This is a genomic window from Marimonas arenosa (genome assembly GCF_030848945.1).
Classification (GTDB): Bacteria; Pseudomonadota; Alphaproteobacteria; order Rhodobacterales; family Rhodobacteraceae; genus Marimonas; species Marimonas arenosa.
The window spans coordinates 1-18,809 of sequence record NZ_JANHAX010000007.1; the positions used below are offsets into that span (position 1 = coordinate 1).

Consider the following 18,809-nt stretch of genomic DNA (forward strand, 5'->3'; position numbering starts at 1 on the left):
GTCAACCTCGTCAGCGGCCAAGGCTCGGGCGGCGACGCCAACGGCGACCGGTACATCTCGATCGAGAACGTCACCGGGTCAGACTTCGCCGACACCATCACCGGCGATGGCAGCGATAATCTGGTTGTCGGTGGCGCTGGCGGCGACGTGCTTGATGGCGGCGCAGGCAACGATACGATTGACTACAGCGATAGCTCGTCCGCGATTTTCGTCAGTCTGCAACTTGGGGTGGGCAGCGGTGGCGATGCCAATAGCGATAGTGTTTCAAATTTCGAAAACGTTATCGGATCGGACTACAATGACTCGATCGTAGGCGACGGCAATGACAACCTATTGTCCGGCGGAGCAGGCGATGACACGCTGATCGGCAGTACAGGGTCGGACACGCTTGAGGGCGGCGCCGGCACTGACGTGGCGGATTATTCCGCGTCGGCTTCGGCGGTGACAGTGGACCTCAACGCTGGCACAGCCAGCGGCGGCGACGCCGAAGGCGATGTCCTTTCCGGAATCGAAGGCGTCAAAGCGACTGATTTCAATGACAGTCTGACCGGTGATGCGTCAGCCAACGAATTTGATGCCGGCGGCGGCAGTGATACCGTCGCTGGCGGCTTGGGCAATGATACCATCCTCGGCGGCGACAATAACGACACCATCGACGGCGGTAGCGGTGATGACGTCATCTATGGAGATGGCGAGGAGCCGCGCACGCCTTTGTCGGAGACGGTTCAATACAGCTACGCCCAAGACATCACAGGTGGCCAGGCGAACCATTTCGGGGAACAGGGGCTTGGCACCGCCAACGACCCTATGTTGCTTATCGACGGGAATGAAGGCACCGAAGCCCGGTGGCATGCCGGAGACATCGTCGAGTATTCCTTTGGTCAGGAACTCGAAGCCGGCACATCGATCACCTTGGTCGAAGGGACCAGTGTCGAGGATGGCATCGTCAACGTTTACGTCAGCTATGGTTCGACCGATCCGAACGGTGACCTGCTGTCAGGCAGCGGTGGCGGCGTCGGGTACGAGAACACCGTTACCAACGGGCAAGGCATACTGATCTATTCAGGCCCATCCGACGCCAATATTGAACTGATTCTCCCGATCAACGCGACCCACATCCAGATCGTGTCTCAGGACTCGCACTCCGGGTTTTCCGAGTTGGTGCTGACCGAGGACTTCACGCCTCCGGTGACCGGAGATGACAGCATTACCGGCGGTGACGGCAACGATACCATTGATGCTGGCGCAGGCAATGACACGGTTGATGGGGGTGCAGACAACGACTCAATTATCGGTGCGGCAGGGGCAGACTCTCTCGCCGGGGGTACCGGCAACGACACAATTGACGGCGGTGCCGATAACGACACGATCGATGGTGGAGCGGGCGACGACTCTCTTGTTGGTGGTGCGGGCGCAGATTCGGTTGTCGGGGGCACCGGCAACGACACGATAGACGCGGGCAGCGGGGCGGATACGGTTATTGGCGGTGACGGGAGCGACCAGATCGATCTGGGCGCGGCCGATGGCGTCGCCGACCTTCTGGTTCTCAAAGATGGCGGCGGCAACGACGTGATCTCGTCTTTCGAGGCGCCTATCGACAACGGCGATGGCACCTATACCGCACAGGATGAGTTGGACGTGTCGGGCTTGACGGATGCCAGTGGCAACCCGGTGTCGGTCGAGGATGTGGTTGTAACCGATACAAATGGAGACGGTACGGGCGATGCGACTCTGACCTTCCCAGGTGGTGAGAGCGTCACGTTAGTAGGGGTGACCGTCGCCGAAGTGCAGAGTTTCGCGCAACTGGAGGCCTTGGGAGTTCCGCCCGCAGCCGGTGATTTCACCGTGGAAGGCACCGCCGGAAGCGATCTGATCGACGCGGCTTACGCGGGCGACCCCGAGGGCGACATGGTCGACAACAACGACCATTCCGACGGGTCGAACGACGATTACATCGCCACGGGCGCGGGCAACGACACGGTATTTGCCGGTGAGGGTGACGACACGGTGCACGCCCAATTCACCGCGGATGCCAACCTGTTTTATGGCGGCGCAGGCAATGACGTCCTGAATGGCGGCAGCGGTGCAGACACGCTTTTTGGCGGGACCGGTGACGACTATCTGCTGCCTTCCGGCGGCAGCGACCAAGTCTTCGGCGAGGACGGCAATGACACAATCGCCGCGGGCTTGGGATCAGCTTATCTTGACGGTGGAGACGGGAACGACTCGATCTCTGGCGGTGGCTCGAGCGACAACGACACCATCGTCGGCGGCGCCGGCGACGACACTCTGATCGATGGTGGCGGTGACGCGCTGTTCTTCTTCGGTGACGAGTTCGGTAACGATTTCCTGACTGGTGGCGAGAGCGGAGAAACCAACGGAGACGTTATGGATTTCTCCGGTGTGACCGGGAATATCAGCGTGCTTTTCACCGGTGACGAAGCCGGCGACGTGACCTCCGGAACCAATAGTGTGGATTTTGCCGAGATTGAGCAAATCTACCTGTCTGGCGGCAATGACAGTGTGGACGCCTCAGCGTCGAACTCAGGTACGGTTGTTCACGCTGGCGCAGGCAACGACACCTTTGTTGGCACTTTTGGAAATGACGTCGTATTCGGAGGTGATGACAACGACTTCTTATCGGGCGGGGACGGTCTCGACTCGATTTACGGTGAAGTTGGAGACGACACGCTTTTAGGCGGGCTCGGCGCTGACTACGTTCTTGGTGGCGATGGCAACGACGTCATCTTTGCGGCCGAAGGCGACACCGTCTACGGCGAAGACGGCGACGATTTGTTCATTCTCTCCGACCTTGGAGAAACTGGTGCCAGCGCCATCACGATCGACGGCGGCACCACATCAGAGCTTGGTGGCGATACGCTCGACCTGAATGGCATCGCTGACCGCACCACGCTTTCCTTCACTCCCGCTGCTGGCGATCCGGATGCGTTTGATGGTTCGGTCACTCTGCTCGACGGCACGGTGGTGACGTTTACCAACATCGAAAACATCATCTGCTTTACCCCCGGTACGATGATTGCCACGCCAGATGGCGAACGCGCGGTGGAAACCCTGCGTCCCGGCGATCTGGTGCTGACACGCGACGATGGCCCGCAGCCGTTGGGCTGGGTCGGTAACAGCACCGTGCCCGGTATCGGCAAATATGCCCCGGTCCGGCTCGACCCGACGATCACAGGCGCGCGTCGGCGGCTCACCGTGTCACCGCAGCATCGCATGCTGATTGAGGACTGGCGCGCAGAATTGCTCTTTGCCGAACGCGAAGTGTTCGTTGCCGCCAGGCACTTGCTCGACTGTAAAGGCGCCGAACGGGCCCCGGCCGAGATGGTCACCTATATCCACCTGATGTTCGACCGCCACCAGGTGATCTATGCCGAAGGTGCGCCCTGTGAAAGCTTCCATGCCGCCGAACAGGGGCTCAAGGCACTAGTGCCGGAGGCGCGCGTGGAACTTTTCGCAGCTTATCCTGTACTTTGCGAAGACATTTCCGCTCACGGCCCGACTGCCCGGCTCTGTCTGAAAGCATACGAGTCGCGTGCACTGGTAAGCGAGATATTTGCACTCAAATCCGCCAGGATCTCGATTGCCGCTTGAGTCGGCAAGTTCAACAGCTGACCTGAACCAGCGCCTGTGAAAAAAATTGTTCCGACTTTAGGAAAGGTAAGTTAGAGGGCGCCTAGTTGGACGAGAATCTCTTGGAGATTAACTGCATACCAGATTGTCTCCAAATCTCAGGCTGAAAGCACAACTTTTCGATGTTTCCTTCCCCATGAGTTTCCCGCACGCCCCCAAAAAAACCATACTTTTGTTGTTTAATGATAGATGGTTACCAAAAAAATGCCACCATCTGGTGCCATAATTGAGAGGCTCGTAACGCAGTCCGCTCTTGCTTATGAAAACAGAAAAACGCAGCTTTGGGAACAATTCGATGCAGACAGAGCTCTCCGAAGTTTTCAACTTGCCTTCGGAACACGGATCGCCTTCTGATCTTTCTGGCAGTTCTGATCAGCAACTTCGACCAGGTTACCTTGTCCCATTAAAGTCAATTTCGGTAACGCACGGAATTGCCTACCGTGAAAGACTCGTTAGCGCTGACGACCTTATCCTTGGAGATTCTATAATGCTGCGTGATGAAGGCGCGAATTTTTCTGTATTTTGCGAAAACAGAGAAACAACGGGTTTCAAAGTTTTCTTTGATAGAGCGCAGGTGGGCAAAATGGACATGGCATGTCGTTCGGTGAGAGCTGTGACACTAATTTCTGAGTTTGGAAAAGCCATTCAAGGGCGTGTTTTGCAGGATGCAGAATCCATAATTCGAGGCGCTTTTCTTCTACTTGAGCAATGCATGCCATCGTCTGTTGAGTTCACGATAATCGAAGCAACGAAGTGAAAGTGTCTTTTCCTGAAACGATAAGTGATGGGTTTCATGTCGCTTGTCCGTCTTAGTCCGCTCTGGGCTCAGAACTGGCATCTGACTGCTTCTGTCCGGTTTCCCTGGCCCGAATGACCGCTCTCAAACTTTACATGGGCTCGCTTTGCGCGCGCAGCGAACGGCCGGTCTCCGCCCTTTTCTCAGAAACGACTGGACTTCAGAGCGTCATGGAGCGGTAGTGTCCGCACCCTCAAGGTCGCCCGGGATCGCCGGGCTCCACTCAGTACAGGGGGAGGGATTGGCCTTCGTCCTAAGAGTGGAGAGAAGAATGACGACCAGGAAAGAACAGAAGCCCGAAGTCGCGGCAGTTAAAGCGGTCAGTGCAAAGCCCACGCGGCAGGAACAACTGGCCAGGCTGCTGAACCGCAAATCCGGCGCCTCGATCGCGCAGATTCAAAAGGCTTTTGGCTGGCAACCGCATTCGGCGCGGGCTGCAATATCGATGCTTCGCAAAGCTGGTACCATGATTGAGCGAAGCGATATGGACAAAGGGGCCGTTTATCGCATCGCCGGGGAGGGCTGAGATCATGGTCTCAGCAATTACTTCCGACCTGGAGCAGGCTCTCACAGAAATCGACCGGTTGGAGCGACGCGAATGCCTTGATCGCTGGCGTGAAGCGTTCGGCCGGCCTCCGCCGAAATATCTGTCGCCTCAGTTCATGAAACGGGTGCTGATCTGGGAGCTGCAGACCCGGATGCTGGGTGGGCTACCGGCGAAGACGGAGCGCCGACTGAAGCAGATCGCATCAGGCAAAGCACCGCCCTTGGCAGCCAAGCCGGGATCGCATCTGGTTCGGGAATGGAACGGTCGAACCTATCAGGTCGAAGTGTTGGAGGGTGGTTATGTGATGGATGGCAGGACCTGGCGGTCCTTGTCCGCCATTGCCCGACACATCACCGGCGCCCGGTGGTCCGGACCGCGCTTTTTCGGGGTACAGTGATGCGACGGATCCGCTGTGCCATCTATACCCGCAAGAGCTCGGAAGATGGCCTCGAGCAGGACTTCAACTCTCTGGATGCTCAGCGAGAGGCCTGCGAAGCTTACATTGCCAGCCAGAAACACGAAGGCTGGGAGCTGCTGCCGGACCATTATGACGACGGCGGCATATCGGGCGGTCACCTTGATCGCCCGGCACTTCAGCGACTGATGCAGGCGGTGGATGAGAAACGCGTGGACCAGATCGTTGTCTACAAGATCGACCGCCTGACGCGCTCTCTGGCTGACTTCGCCAAGCTGGTCGACCGTCTGGACGCTGCTGAGACATCATTCGTGTCCGTAACGCAGAGCTTCAATACGGCCACCAGCATGGGGCGCCTGACCCTCAACATGCTGCTCAGCTTTGCCCAGTTCGAGCGTGAGGTCACGGCAGAGCGCATCCGCGATAAGATCGCAGCCTCGAAACGCAAAGGCATGTGGATGGGCGGGAGCGTTCCAATTGGCTATCAGCCAGATGGCCGGTCGCTGAAAATCGACGAGTCCGAGGCTGAAACGATCCGGACGCTCTACGGCCTCTATCTGGAACATGGGTCTCTGCGAGAGGTGAAAGAACGAGTAGAGCAACTCGACCTGAGGTCTCGACGCCGTGAACGAGCGGGTGGTCGGATATCAGGCGGAAAGCACTTCGATCGCGGTCACCTCCAGCACCTCCTGAGCAACCCGGTCTACGCCGGACGGATCCGTCACAAACAGCAGGTCTATGACGGGCAGCATCCTGCAATCATCGATCCTGCGATTTGGGAAACGGTTCAGGATATGCTGCAGGGCAGGGCGTCCACCGCACGAGGTTCGACAAAGAAAGCCAAAGGATCGCCCCTTGCAGGTAGGCTCTTTGACGAAACCGGCGACCGCCTGACGCCCAGCCATAGCCGAAAAAATGGCAAGCGCCTGCGCTACTACATTTCCAGTAGGTTGGTCAAAGATCGCAGTCGGAAACATCCGGACGCCTGGCGGCTGCCTGCAGAGCAGGTGGAGGGTCTACTGGTTGAACTGATCACGAAGCATCTGGGACGGCCTGATGCAACAGTGTTGATGTTGCAGAATGCGCCGGCGGCGGAGATTGCCTCGGCGGGTGAGAAATTGAGAGATTTGAAGCAGGCGCAAGCATGCCTCGCGCTGGTCGAACGAGCTGATCTGCAGCCGGGTTCAATTACCGTTCAATTGGACGCAGCCGTTCTCGCAAAACAGACAGGCTGCCAATCGGAACAGATCAATCAGGCGGAGCTGAGGATCGAAGCACCCTTCCAGATGCGCCGGCGCGGCGTGGAACTGAAACTGCACTTGGGGGAGGCGCCACCGGAGATCGATCGAACCCTGGTACAGAACGTCATGAAGGGCCGCCGCTGGCTGGCGATGGTTGTTGCGGGCAATACCTTCTCGGAGATTGCAAAGGCCGAGGGCGTTTCAAAGCGCCGGGTTCAGGATGTGACCAACCTGGCGTTGCTCGCCCCTGATGTTCTTGGTGCCATCGTTCAGGGCGAACAAGCTGCTGGTCTGACCACCGACTATCTGATTAAGACCCGTTTCCCAGCGATCTGGTCAGCACAACGCGAGCAGTTTGTAGCGCTCTGAAATCACAATCTCCCCAAACTCGTACCGTCGGAATCGCAGACAGAGACTGCGCCCCGAAATTGGCTCTGGATGTGCTCTGAACTGCGTCTCTGTTGAAAGCACCGCACGCCAAGCGCCCCGAAACACGCGACATTTGCGCAGCAAACTCTCAACGGCTGAAATTAGGCAAGTGTGTGGCTGGGGTGGTAGGATTCGAACCTACGATACACGGTACCAAAAACCGCTGCCTTACCACTTGGCTACACCCCAACGGTGACGCGCTAATTACGCGGTGGTGACGCCGCTTGCAAGAGCCGAGTTTCAAATTTTTTACTCGTGTACAGCGCCTTCACGGTTGAGCAGATCGTCGTCTTTGGTCTCTTCGCGTTCCTGGGCAACGATACGTTCCAATTCGAGCTCCGCCGTCGCCTCGACATTGAGTGCCGGTTCGGGGACAGGGACCTCGGGCAAGGACGGCTCGGGGGCGGTGGGGCCGGCAGGCGCGGCGGTTTCCAGCGGGCTGGTCAGGATGCGGTAGGTCGGTTCGGGCATCTCGATTCCGGCGGCCTCGAAGGCCAGCAGGGTCTGGCGGATCGCCTCGGAGCGGGCCTGCAGGATCGAGGTGTCCTGCTGGTTGATCCAGCCGGTGACTGTGAGCGTGATGTCGCTGCCGCCGAGTTCGTCGATCCAGACATTCACCGCCGGGCTGTCAAGCACGAAGGGCAGGGCGGCAACGGTGTCGTGCGCGAGCTGCAAGGCGAAGGCGAGGTCAGTGCCATAGGCGGCCGAGACCTGGTACTTGAAGCGCCGCTCGGGGTTGCGCGAATAGTTGAGGATGCGCGACTTGAATACGGTAGAATTGGGAATGCGGACATGGTTGCCGTCCCAGTTCAGAAGGATGGTGGCGCGTGAGGTGAGGCGGATCACCTTGCCCTCGTCGCCAGCGATTTCGATCGAGTCGTTTGGCCGGAAGGGCTGGCGGATCGACAGCATGATCGAAGCGATGAAGTTTTCGACCGTGTCGCGCACCGCGAAGCCGATGGCGAGGCCGATGATCCCGGCGGCGCCGAGGATGGTCGACAGGAGCGCCATGGCGCCGAGCACGTCGAGGGCCACGACGAGCCCGGCCAGCACGCTGGCGATGCGCACCAGCTGGCGGTAGAGATCGGCTATGAAGGCGTTGGGGGCGATGTCGTCCCACGGGCGACGACGCCGGGCGAGGAAGAAGCCGAACGCCACCACCACTGCGAATGCGAACACCGCCACGGCCAGGAGCGGCAGATAGGCCAGCATCTGCTTGGTTCGGGCCCAGAACCGCTCGATCGCCGGGTTGAGGCGTTTGACAACATCGGTGGTCTCGGTCACCTCGTTTTCGATCGCCACGACGCCCTCGACCCGGCCGGCGATTTCATTCAATCGCGTGGCGGTGGCGTGGTCGAGCGTGGTGCCGCGCAGCGTGACGATGCCGGAACTCACCGTGACGGTGACATCTTCGTAACCGCCCAGTTCGGCCAGGATGTCGCGGATGCGCACGGCGATCGCGGCGTCCTTGGTGGCACTGTCCTCAACCGCGATGGTGCCTGACGGCTGGTCAGGAGACTGCGCGGCCAGCGGCGCCGAGAGCAGGGAGAGCACGACAGTGACGGCGAAAATAAGTCTGATCATCTTAAAATTTGACTAACCCCCCGTTCCCGACGTCAGGTTAGCGATACCGCAGGGATGGCTCAATCGCGAATTTCATCGGCGTTTACTCCCCAAAGGGCCGATTTCGGTGCCCAGCCGCGGTAGCCCCCGGCCGACAGGCGGCACCAGTTCGTCAGGCACTCGCCGAGTCGGGCGATGACGCCGAGTTCGAGCCGGGCATTGACCGGGGTTTCGGGATCAGGGCCGAGATGCAGGGCGAGCATGTCCTGGTCGACGATCACCGTACGCGCACCCGACAGGAGCGAGTAATGCACCCAGCCGCCGGCGCCATCGCGGTCGCTCACGCGGCGCCAGTGGCCGTGTTCGGCAGTAACCTCGACCGGCATGCCCTTGCGCTGGAACACCCAGTCGATCCGGTGGGTGAGCGATGGTCCGCGGCGGACGTTGCATTCCTCGGTCTTGACCGAAACATAACGTGGAATCGGCAGGTTGGTGACGCTGCCGCGTTCCATCGCGGCGGCGGATTGCGCCACGCTCAGCATCACGACTGCCGTCAAAAGGAAGCGTCTCATCGCTTCTGCCCGTTTTGCCCCAAAGGAAATGCCAAGAGGTTCTTGTGCCCCGGCTGACTATCCGTCACTTTGCCAGTAAGACGCAGCCGATGGAAGCAGCCGGAGGAGCCCATGCCCACGAAACGCCTGAGTGTTGTCGTAACGCGACGCTTGCCCGATGTGGTCGAGACAAGGATGAAGGAGCTCTTCGACGTGAGCTTGCGCGAGGACGACACTCCAATGACCCGGGCCGAGATGGTCGAGGCGGTCGGGCGGGCCGACGTTCTGGTGCCGACGATCACCGACGAGATCGATGCGGGGCTTCTGGGGCAGGCTGGCAACCAATTGAAACTCATCGCGAATTACGGTTCAGGTGTCGATCATATCGACGTCTCCACGGCGCGGCAGCGGGGCATTCTGGTCAGCAACACACCGGGCGTGTCGGCCGACGATACCGCCGACATGGCGCTGGCGCTGATGCTGGCGGTGACACGGCGGATTCCGGAAGGGCTGGAGCGGATGAAGGCGGGGGACTGGACCGGCTGGGCGCCGACCGCGCTGCTCGGCACGCGGATGCACGGCAAGCGACTGGGGATCCTCGGCATGGGCCGGATCGGCCAGGCCGTGGCACGCCGCGCCCGCGCCTTCGGGATGCAGATCCACTATCACAACCGCCACCGGCTGCGCGAGGAGACCGAGGCCGCCTTCGAAGCGACCTATTGGGAAAGCCTCGACCAGATGGTCGCACGGATGGACGTGATCTCGATCAACTGCCCGCACACCCCCTCGACCTTCCACCTGATGAATGCCAGGCGCTTGAAACTGTTGAAGAAAGATGCGGTTCTCGTCAACACCTCGCGGGGCGAGGTGATCGACGAGAATGCGCTGGTGCGGCAGCTCGAGGCGGGCGCGTTGGGCGGTGCCGGGCTCGACGTGTTCGAGCATGGTGCCGAGGTCAATCCAAGGCTGCGCGAACTGCCGGGGGTGGTACTGACACCGCACATGGGCAGCGCCACTCAGGAAGGCCGCGTCGAGATGGGTGAGAAGGTGATCATCAACATCAAGACCTTCGACGACGGCCACCGTCCGCCCGACCAGGTGATCCCGGCAATGCTCTGACCCGGCAGGGGTTAACGCCACCGTGCGGCCGAAATCGTTGGTATGGCAGCCTGGCTGGCAGGCTGGCTGGCACCCTGTCTGGCGCGCGGTGGGGTAGGAAATTAGCAAGGGGCGAGGTTAACGGGCCGTGCGGAGTCCGAACCTGTTCCGGGACGGTCCGCCGCTTTTTCGAGTCCGATGCGACCCCCGGTTCTCACGGATAAGCGGGAGCCCACGGCGCGCTGCCGGCCCGGCCAGGTTCTCGCACACCCCGGCAACCCGAATGTCGGCATCACGCCAATGGGGCGATGATTGCAGCGTCCCCGATGAAGTCCCTGCACCGCGTATCCCGGCATGCTCGCACAAGGAGACGGAGCGGCGAATTGCCAAGGGGCCGGGTTCTCGCGCATGATGATGCGGATGGAGAGGAGGCGTCATGGCCGGGGTTCGGATGATTTTCATACTTGCGGCGGTGTTCTGGGGCAGTTTCGCGCCCCGGGGTTCGGCCCAGGAGGCTGCCGACCGCGTGGCGCCGGAGACGGCGACGGCGCTGGGCACCGAGCTGGACGGTCCGGCGCTGGCCGAGGCGCAGTCACTCAAGGCAGCCGGCCGGCCGGTGCGTTCCGAGACCTGGATGATCGCGGCCGCCAACCCGCATGCCGTGGCTGCGGGCGCACGGGTGCTGGCCGAGGGCGGCAGCGCCGCGGACGCAATGGTGGCGGTCCAACTGGTGCTGGGACTGGTCGAGCCGCAGAGCTCGGGGCTTGGCGGCGGCGCCTTCCTGGTTTGGTACGATGCCGAACGCGGCACGCTGACCACGCTGGACGGACGCGAGACCGCGCCGCTTGCCGCCGGACCGACGCTGTTTCAGGACGAGGCCGGCGCACCGCTCAAGTTCTTCGATGCCGTGGTGGGGGGGCGCTCGGTGGGGGTACCGGGCACGCCGGCGCTGATGCAGAAGGCGCACGCAAACTGGGGGCGGATGGATTGGGCGGGTCTTTTTGTTGAGGCGATACGGCTGGCCGAGGAGGGATTCCCGGTCTCGGCCCGGTTGGCGGCGATGGTCAACGCCGACCGCGAGCGGCTGGCGCGCGATCCGGAGACGCGGCGCTATTTCCTGCCGGACGGTGTCGCCGTGGCCGAGGGATATCTGCTGAGGAACCCCGCCTACGCCGAGACTCTGCGGGCCATGGCCGGGCAAGGGGTGGGCCAGTTCTATTCCGGACAGATTGCGCGTGACATCGTCGCCAAGGTGCAGGGCGCCGACGGCAATCCGGGCCTGCTGACCGAAATCGACATGATGCTTTACCAGGTCCGGGAGCGCGACGCGGTCTGTGCGCCCTATCGGGCCTTGCAGGTCTGCGGCATGGGACCACCGAGCTCGGGCGGGCTGACCGTGGGCCAGATCCTGGGGATGTTGGCGGCCTATGACCTGGCCGCGTTGGGCCCCGACAGCGCCGAAGCCTGGCGCCTGATCGGCGATGCCAGCCGGCTGGCCTTTGCCGACCGCGGCCGTTACATGGCCGACAGTGACTATGTGCCGGTGCCGGTGGCGGGGTTGCTCGCACCGGACTATCTGGCCGGGCGGGGGGCGCTGCTGGCGGGCGATGATGCCCTGCCCGAAGTGGCGCCGGGCAAGCCCGAGTTCGACCATGCGCTCAATTGGGCCGATGACACCACGATCGAGCTGCCGTCGACCTCGCATATCTCGATCGTCGACCGCGACGGCAACGCCCTGGCGATGACGACCACCATCGAAAACGCCTTTGGCTCGCGGCTGATGGTACGGGGATTCCTGCTGAACAATGAACTCACCGATTTCTCGTTCCGCAGCCATCGCGACGGTGTGCCGGTGGCCAACCGGGTCGAGCCTGGCAAACGGCCGCGTTCGTCGATGGCGCCGACCATTGTGCTGGAGGATGGCAAGCCGGTTCTGGTGGTCGGCAGTCCCGGGGGCAGCCGGATCATCGGCTATGTCGCCAAGACGATCATCGCCTGGGCCGACTGGGGGATGGATGTGCAGCAGGCCGTGGCGCTGCCGCACCTGGTCAACCGCTTTGGAGCCTATGATCTCGAGGCGGGTACGGCGGCCGAAGCGCTCGCGGGCCCGCTTGGGGCGCTGGGCTACGAGATCCGCACCCGGGGGCTCAATTCAGGCCTGCACGCAATCGAAATCACCGCCGACGGGCTGCAAGGCGGCGCCGATCCGCGGCGCGAAGGGGTGGCGCTGGGCGAGTGAGCCGCGCCTTGATCCTGCCCTGAAGCTTTCAAGAAATCGGCGGTTTGCGGTGGCAGTCTGAATCACCACCATGCGAGTCAGCCGATGTTTCCGTTCACGTTCGTCTTTGACATTTTTCTCTTCCGGCGCAGTCCAACTGCTTTTCTGTTCGTCCTTGCATCAGTTTTTCTTCTTTTTATCGCGATCCTGTTCCTGGTGATGAGCACGGGCCAGCGGAGCTATGGGTTGCGGGATTTCAGCAACGATATGGCGGTCATGACGGGCGCGAAAAGTGCCGATCCGCGGGGGTTTCTTCGCCACCAGCTGCCGCCGGTCCCGCAGGGCTGGGTGCGGCGCGATTACCTGCGCGGAGAGGGCGAAGCGGTGGTGCAAGGGGCACACGAACTGGGCCGGACGGCGCGGCTGCGCGCCGGTGGCGATCTGGAGCGGTTCGGCTTCTATACCGCGGGCGGCGGCGACCAGCTGGCGCAGGTCTATGCCAAGGGCGACCAGCGCATCGTGCTGGGACTGCGGCGGCCGCCGCGCGTGTTCGCGCCGGGCAAGGCGGCGTTGGCGGTTACGGCGCTGGCGCATGGTGCGGAGATGCCGCACGAGGCGGAAATCGTCGCCGGCGATTTGATCTTCCGACGCCGGGTGCGGGCCTTGCCCGAGACCGAGGCGCTGATGCCCTATGATTTCTACCGGGCCGATGCGCCGGGCGGGATGGTGATCGAACTGATCAGCAACACGCCATTGGAGGAGGTCGAGGCCTTCCTGGCGCGGATCGACCTGGCGCGGCGTTGAGCGCCAGAAATTACCGCGTTGGTTGCAAAGTTATGCCTGATTTCAGGGGCAGTCTGTTTCCAGACAGTAAACAGGTTCGGAGAGTCGGGGCATGAATTCCTATGCAATCGGTTTCGTGGCGGTGCTTGGCGTGGTCGGGCTCGGTGTGGATTACCACCAGCAGAGCACCAAGGCGGGGCTGTCGCTCGGCCAGATGGGTCCAGGCGACTACGTCGCCACGATCAGTGCGCGCATCGACGGCGCGAAAGCCGAGAAGATGGCGAAGCTGGCCGAATCCAACCGCAAGAAGGCCTGGAAAGAGGGCGGCAAGCCGTTCCTGCCGGACGCGCCGGCTGGCTGGGTGCGGCGCGGTTTCGACGAAGGCGACAACACTGCCATCCTGCCGGCACGGCGGATGAAGAAAATGGGCACGCATGGCGACGCCAACTATCTGGCGGCAGCCAAGATGCTCACTGGCCCAGACGGAGGCGGCAGCAAGGCCGGAGCTGGCATCGCCAACCTGATGGGGCAGCGCAGCGCCGCCGACATCCGGGAAGAGGTGGCCACCCGCAGCTGGGTCTACGAGCGTGGCGACGAGTCCGTGTTCGTCGAGATCAAGACCCACAAGGCGCCGGGGCTCAATTCCCTAGTCGGCAATGTCGCGGCCACCATCGATGCGTCGTTCGGCGGCCTGGAGGGGAGCGACCGGGGGTTTGCCGTGATCGGCGGGGTGGGCTTTACCGAGGCGCTGAACTCCGACGGGCAGCATCCCAACCATTACCGAATCCTGAATGGCCGGATCGGCTTTGGCCAGGAACTGCGTATCCGGGTGCACGCCAACGCCTCGACCGCGTCGACCCGCGAGATCCTCGAAGCGATCGACTATGACGGGCTGAATGCTTTGCTCAGGACCCCGATGGCCAGTGTCGGCAACGGCATGACCCCGCCGCCGGGCACGGAACAGGAAAAGCTCGCCGAGGCGATGCTGAGTCTGCGCCAGGAGTTCGAAACGCTGCTGGCGCAGGAGGCGCAATACCGGGTGCAGAATATCAATGGCGGGGCGCTGATGATCAACACGCTGGCACAGGGCTATGGTGCGGGCGTGGACGGGGTGACCGATCTGACCGGCGGCAAGGCGGTGAACATGGAGACGCTGATCCGGGCCGGCTATCGTCAGGCGATGCGCGACCTGATGGAAGGCCGTGACGGCTATGCCGCGCTGGGCGAGGTCGGCCAGAGCTTCGGTGTGGCGGTGGCACAGAACCAGGCGCAGTTGCCCGATGCCGAAGAGGACAGCCCGATGCCGGAAATGCCGAAGATGTCGGCGGCGCTGGCCGCCGAACTGGGGGTGCTTGAGAGTGTCGACAGTCCAGGTGACGGCGCGTCGCAGGGCGCCGGGTCGAACGCACCGGGGTCGCTTGAAGGAAGAAAGGCCGACGCGAAAAAGGTCGCCAAGGCGCTGGGTATGAACGGCTCGCAAGCCGATGCGACGATCGCCAGCATGTCTTCGATTGCCCGAATGGTGGAGCAAGACAATGCGGGACCCCAACCGCGCAGCAATGAACCAGCGGTTCAGAAAAACGAAGAATCTGGTGGTTTCATGAGCGGCCTGCGCGGGCTTTTCGGAGGTGGCGAAAAATCGGGCACGGTCCGGCAATCGCGCGAAAAGGTCGAAATCCGGCGGCTGGGCAGCGGCGGCGGCACGCGGCTGGGCAGCGGTGGCGGCTGTGGCGCCGGCAAGTTCTGCGAGGCCAAGGATCAGAAGTGATCGCGCAACAGAGACGCGACATCCCAGACGCGGTTCGGCTGATGCCGGGCCGCGTTTTTTCTGCCGGCGAAGCCGGTGGGCGCGGCCTAGGTCGGATTCAGGCGATCAAGGGTCGGCTGGGCTGTGCGGAAAATCCCGGGTGCGTTAAAAGCGAGGGAACGACCATCTGACCCGGAGGGGCCTCCCCATGAAAACCCAAGTGAAAGCCCTTGTCGTCGGCGGCGGTGCCGTCGGCACCTCGATTGCCTATCATCTGGCCAGGGCCGGGTGGTCCGACGTCATGCTGCTGGAGCGCGACGAGCTGACGAGCGGGTCGACCTGGCACGCGGCGGGGCTGCTGCCCTTGTTCAACATGTCCTACGCCACCACCCACATCCACCAGTATTCGGTCGAGTTTTACAAGACGCTGGAAGAGGAAACCGGGCTCGATGCCGGCTTCTTCGTGGTCGGCAACCTGCGCATGGCGCAGACCGATGCCCGGATGGACGAATATCAGCTCTATGCCACGACGGCTGAGACCTGCGGTGTGCCATATGAGTTTCTGAGCCCAAAGGAGATCAAGGAGCGTTGGCCGCTGGTGCGGACCGAGGACCTGAAAGGCGCGCTCTATCACCCGACCGACGGTTATATCAACCCGGCCGACGTGACCATGGCGATGGCCAAGGGCGCGCGCCAGCGCGGCGTGACGATCGAGCGCAAGTGGCAGGCCGATGGCTATGAATGGAAGGGCGATCACTGGGACGTGACGCTGACAAAGATGGTAGAAAAGGGCGGTAACCTGGTGCCCAGCGACGAGCAGGTGGTGGTCAGCGCTGAGCACGTCGTCACCGCGACCGGCAACCATGCGCAGCGCACGGCGAAGCTTTTGGGGATCAAGATGCCGGCGATCCCGGTCGAGCATCAGTTTATCGTGACCGAGCCGGACCCGGCCTTGGTCGAATACCGCAAGAACGGCGGCGCCGAGCATCCGGTTCTGCGCGATGCCGATGCCAAGTGGTATGTCCGCGAGGAGCGCGGCGGCTGGATTCTCGGACCTTACGAGCGCAATGCGCCGGCGCGGTTTGCCTATGGCGTGCCCGACAGTTTCCGCGCCGATCTCTTCCCGCTCGACCTGGAGCGGATCGAGGAGGAATACATGAGCATGATCCACCGGATCCCCTCGACCGAAGAAGTGGGGTTGAAGGACGATTTCAACGGGCCGATCTGCTATACGCCTGACGGCAATCCGCTGGTGGGCCCGGCGCCGGGGCTGCGCAACATGTGGCTGGCCGAAGGCTTCTCGTTCGGGATCACCGCTGCCGGGGGAACGGGATATTACCTGGCGCAGATGATGGTCGAGGGCGAGGCCGAGATCGACATGGCGAGCCTCGATCCCAAGCGCTATTCGCAGCACTGGATGACGACCGAATACGCGGTCAAGAAGAACGAGGAGTGCTACGAGCACGTCTATGTCCTGCACCACCCGGATGAGGAGCGCGAAGCGTGCCGGCCGCTCAGGACCGCGCCGGCCTATGACCGGCAGAAGGCCAAGGGCGCGCAGTTCGGTCAGGTCAACGGTTGGGAGCGGCCGAACTATTACGGACCGCTGGATGCGCCCGAGCGGTTCGACCATGACGCGCGGTCGTTCCGCCGCGGCGGCTGGTGGCAATATGCCGTTGACGAGGCCAAGGCGATCCGCGAGGGCGTTGGCCTGATCGACGCGACCGCCTTTACCAAGCACGTGGTCAGGGGGCCGGGGGCGACGGCGTTCCTCGACTGGTTCACCTGCAACAAGCTACCGCGCGTCGGGCGGATCAACCTGACCTACGCGCTGACGGGTGCGGGCACGACGCGCACGGAATACACCATCGTGCGGCGGGGCGAGGATGAGTATTACCTCGTCTCGGCAGGCGCGTGGAGCGAATACGATGCCGATTACCTGCGCAAGGCAGCCGAGAACAAGGCTGGCGAGTTTGGCTATGTCGAGATCCAGGACGTGACCAACCAGTGGGGCGTTTTCGCCATTGCCGGGCCGAAATCGCGCGACGTGTTGCGCGAGGTGATCAAGGATGCCGAGCCCGACACAGCGCTGTCGAACAAGCGTTTCCCGTGGCTCAGCGCCCGCGATATCGAGCTGGGCATGTGCCCGGTGCGCGCCATCAGGGTGGCCTATACCGGCGAGCTGGGCTGGGAGCTGCATCACCCGATCGAGATGCAGAATTACCTGTGGGACCTGCTGCTGGAGGCGGGCGAAAGGCACGGGATGAAGCTGGTCGGCGCGCGGGCGCAGAACTGGCTGCGGCAGGAGAAGTCCTATCGCGCCTTCGGCACCGAACTGGGCCGCGACGCCACGCCTGCCGAGGCCGACCTGCCGCGGTTCATCGACCTGTCCAAGGAATTCCACGGCAAGGCCGAGATGGAGGCCAAGGGGATCCGGTCGAAATGCGTGACGCTTTTGATCGACGGACCCGAAGACGCCGACCCGTGGGGCCGCGAGGCGCTCTACGATGGCGGCACCAAGGTCGGGCGCCTGACCTCGGGCGGCTATTCGGTGGTGTTCGGCAAGTCGATCGGTATGGGGTATGTGTCACCGGAGCTGGCCAAGGTCGGCCAGACGCTGAAGGTGAAGATGCAGAACCGGTTGTGGGATTGCGAGATCGTCGAGGACAGCCCTTACGATCCGAAGAACGAAAACATCCGGGTCGACGGGTAGCGCCCTGTTCCCCTGACGCGTAGCTCTGCAGCAACGAAAAGGCATAGGCCGGGGATTTCCCCGGCCAATTTCGTTTCAGAGCCTTATTCGACCCGGATCGACTTGACCTGGTTGTTCCAGGATCCCGGCAGGACCGGGATGCTGGTGTTCACCGGAAACGCTCCGCCAACACCGTAGGTCGGGCTTTTCGACAGCCGTGCCCGGGCGCCTGCGTGCAGGCGAACGGAACTGGCCTTGTTGTGGGCCGCGGCCGGCAGCGAGTGGGTGCCGACGCGGTAGCACAGATGCTGGCCGGAGAAGTTGTTGCCGTCGAACAGGCAGGCCTGTTTCAGCGGCGGCAGCCCGCCGAGATGCACCCGGAAGGACGACATCCGGTTGTTCAGCATCGAGCCGATGCTGGGATCGCTAGAGGTCAGATCCCGGCAGAACGGCCCCATGTTCTGATATTCGCAGATCCGAACCTTGGCGCTGCCGTGCAGGCGGATCGAACTGATCTTGTTGTTGAAGCCGGCGGGCATCGAATTGTAGAGCCCCGGCTGGCGGCAGAACGCGGCACCGGTATAGTTGTTGTTCACGAAGAAGCAGACCCGGTTGGGTGCCGGTGTGCCGACCTCGATACCGGGGCCACTGCCACCGCCGTCGCAGGTGATCACGAAGCGTGGTCCGCCCGAGCCGATCACCAGGCGGAAGCGACAGTTGGGGTCGCTGGTGGTTTCGGTGGAGGTCAGGTAGCTGGAACTGACCCAGCCATCGGCGCCGGAACGCTGCACGTAGCACCAGCCGTTCGAGCGGCATTCGGTGATGTTGCCGGTTTCGCCTTCGGCCATGGTATCGACCACGGAATAGCCGGTGCCGGGACCGGAGCGGACATTGACCCATGCTGTCGCCCGGGCCTCAGTTGCCCAAGCAGACGCCGTTGAAACCAGAAAAATGACGACCGCAGAAAGTGCGGCCCAAAGAATGCGCGATGTGTTCATGAATCTTCTCCCTCTATGCCCCGGGAGCCGGGCAGCCCGGCTACCCGTTAACAAACACACTTTAATTATCCAGCCATTGC

13 protein-coding genes and 1 tRNA gene are annotated in these 18,809 nt (G+C 62.3%); 10 read left to right on the top strand and 4 right to left on the bottom strand.

The features are described 5' to 3' along the window. From NO357_RS18685 to NO357_RS18705, 5 genes are all read left to right on the top strand, one after another. Positions 1 to 3,612: Hint domain-containing protein (locus NO357_RS18685; protein WP_306737263.1), on the top strand; the 3,612-nt coding region annotated here is incomplete at its 5' end. 334 nt (positions 3,613 to 3,946) lie between these two features. Then, the gene (locus NO357_RS18690; RefSeq protein WP_306737264.1) at positions 3,947 to 4,408 is read left to right on the top strand and encodes a hypothetical protein; all 462 of its coding nucleotides are present in this window, start codon (positions 3,947 to 3,949) and stop codon (positions 4,406 to 4,408) included. Positions 4,409 to 4,718: 310 nt separating this feature from the next. Continuing rightward, on the top strand, positions 4,719 to 4,973 hold the full coding sequence (locus tag NO357_RS18695; protein WP_306737265.1) for a DUF3489 domain-containing protein: 255 nt from the start codon (positions 4,719 to 4,721) through the stop codon (positions 4,971 to 4,973). Beyond that, positions 4,918 to 5,391: a DUF2924 domain-containing protein gene (locus NO357_RS18700; RefSeq protein WP_306737266.1), complete on the top strand. Its 474-nt coding sequence runs from the start codon at positions 4,918 to 4,920 to the stop codon at positions 5,389 to 5,391. Before NO357_RS18695 ends, NO357_RS18700 begins: the two co-directional genes overlap by 56 nt. Further along, positions 5,391 to 7,019, top strand: coding sequence for a recombinase family protein (locus NO357_RS18705; protein WP_306737267.1), 1,629 nt, complete (start codon positions 5,391 to 5,393; stop codon positions 7,017 to 7,019). The genes NO357_RS18700 and NO357_RS18705 overlap by 1 nt, the downstream gene beginning before the upstream one ends. A 174-nt stretch (positions 7,020 to 7,193) precedes the next feature. Here NO357_RS18705 and NO357_RS18710 read toward each other — a convergent pair. The 3 genes from NO357_RS18710 to NO357_RS18720 all read right to left on the bottom strand — a co-directional run bounded on the left by NO357_RS18710 (position 7,194) and on the right by NO357_RS18720 (position 9,214). Then, positions 7,194 to 7,268: transfer RNA gene (locus tag NO357_RS18710), tRNA-Gln, on the bottom strand. A 60-nt stretch (positions 7,269 to 7,328) separates the two neighbouring features. Continuing rightward, the gene (locus NO357_RS18715) at positions 7,329 to 8,663 is read right to left on the bottom strand and encodes a mechanosensitive ion channel family protein (protein WP_306737268.1); all 1,335 of its coding nucleotides are present in this window, start codon (positions 8,661 to 8,663) and stop codon (positions 7,329 to 7,331) included. A 59-nt stretch (positions 8,664 to 8,722) separates the two neighbouring features. Continuing rightward, the gene (locus tag NO357_RS18720) at positions 8,723 to 9,214 is read right to left on the bottom strand and encodes an SH3 domain-containing protein (RefSeq protein WP_306737269.1); all 492 of its coding nucleotides are present in this window, start codon (positions 9,212 to 9,214) and stop codon (positions 8,723 to 8,725) included. Between the two features lie 111 nt (positions 9,215 to 9,325). On the opposite strand from NO357_RS18720, the gene NO357_RS18725 reads away from it, so the two are divergent. The 5 genes from NO357_RS18725 to NO357_RS18745 all read left to right on the top strand — a co-directional run bounded on the left by NO357_RS18725 (position 9,326) and on the right by NO357_RS18745 (position 17,752). After that, entirely contained in the window at positions 9,326 to 10,312 is a 987-nt protein-coding gene (locus NO357_RS18725; RefSeq protein WP_306737270.1) for a 2-hydroxyacid dehydrogenase, read from the top strand. Between the two features lie 430 nt (positions 10,313 to 10,742). Continuing rightward, a complete protein-coding gene (gene ggt, locus NO357_RS18730) occupies positions 10,743 to 12,530 on the top strand; it encodes a gamma-glutamyltransferase (protein ID WP_306737501.1) in 1,788 nt (595 codons plus the stop codon). A gap of 255 nt (positions 12,531 to 12,785) precedes the next feature. Then, positions 12,786 to 13,313 (top strand): hypothetical protein, encoded by a 528-nt coding sequence (locus NO357_RS18735; protein WP_306737271.1) that lies wholly within the window; start codon positions 12,786 to 12,788, stop codon positions 13,311 to 13,313. Positions 13,314 to 13,404: 91 nt separating this feature from the next. Next, positions 13,405 to 15,060 (top strand): hypothetical protein, encoded by a 1,656-nt coding sequence (locus NO357_RS18740; protein ID WP_306737272.1) that lies wholly within the window; start codon positions 13,405 to 13,407, stop codon positions 15,058 to 15,060. A gap of 187 nt (positions 15,061 to 15,247) precedes the next feature. Continuing rightward, positions 15,248 to 17,752 (top strand): GcvT family protein, encoded by a 2,505-nt coding sequence (locus tag NO357_RS18745; protein WP_306737273.1) that lies wholly within the window; start codon positions 15,248 to 15,250, stop codon positions 17,750 to 17,752. An 83-nt stretch (positions 17,753 to 17,835) separates the two neighbouring features. Here the strand turns inward: NO357_RS18745 and NO357_RS18750 are convergent, their stop codons facing one another. Continuing rightward, positions 17,836 to 18,729 carry an SH3 domain-containing protein gene (locus NO357_RS18750; RefSeq protein WP_306737274.1) on the bottom strand — a complete coding sequence of 298 codons (894 nt, stop codon included), beginning with the start codon at positions 18,727 to 18,729 and terminating at the stop codon, positions 17,836 to 17,838. Positions 18,730 to 18,809 lie beyond the last annotated feature (80 nt).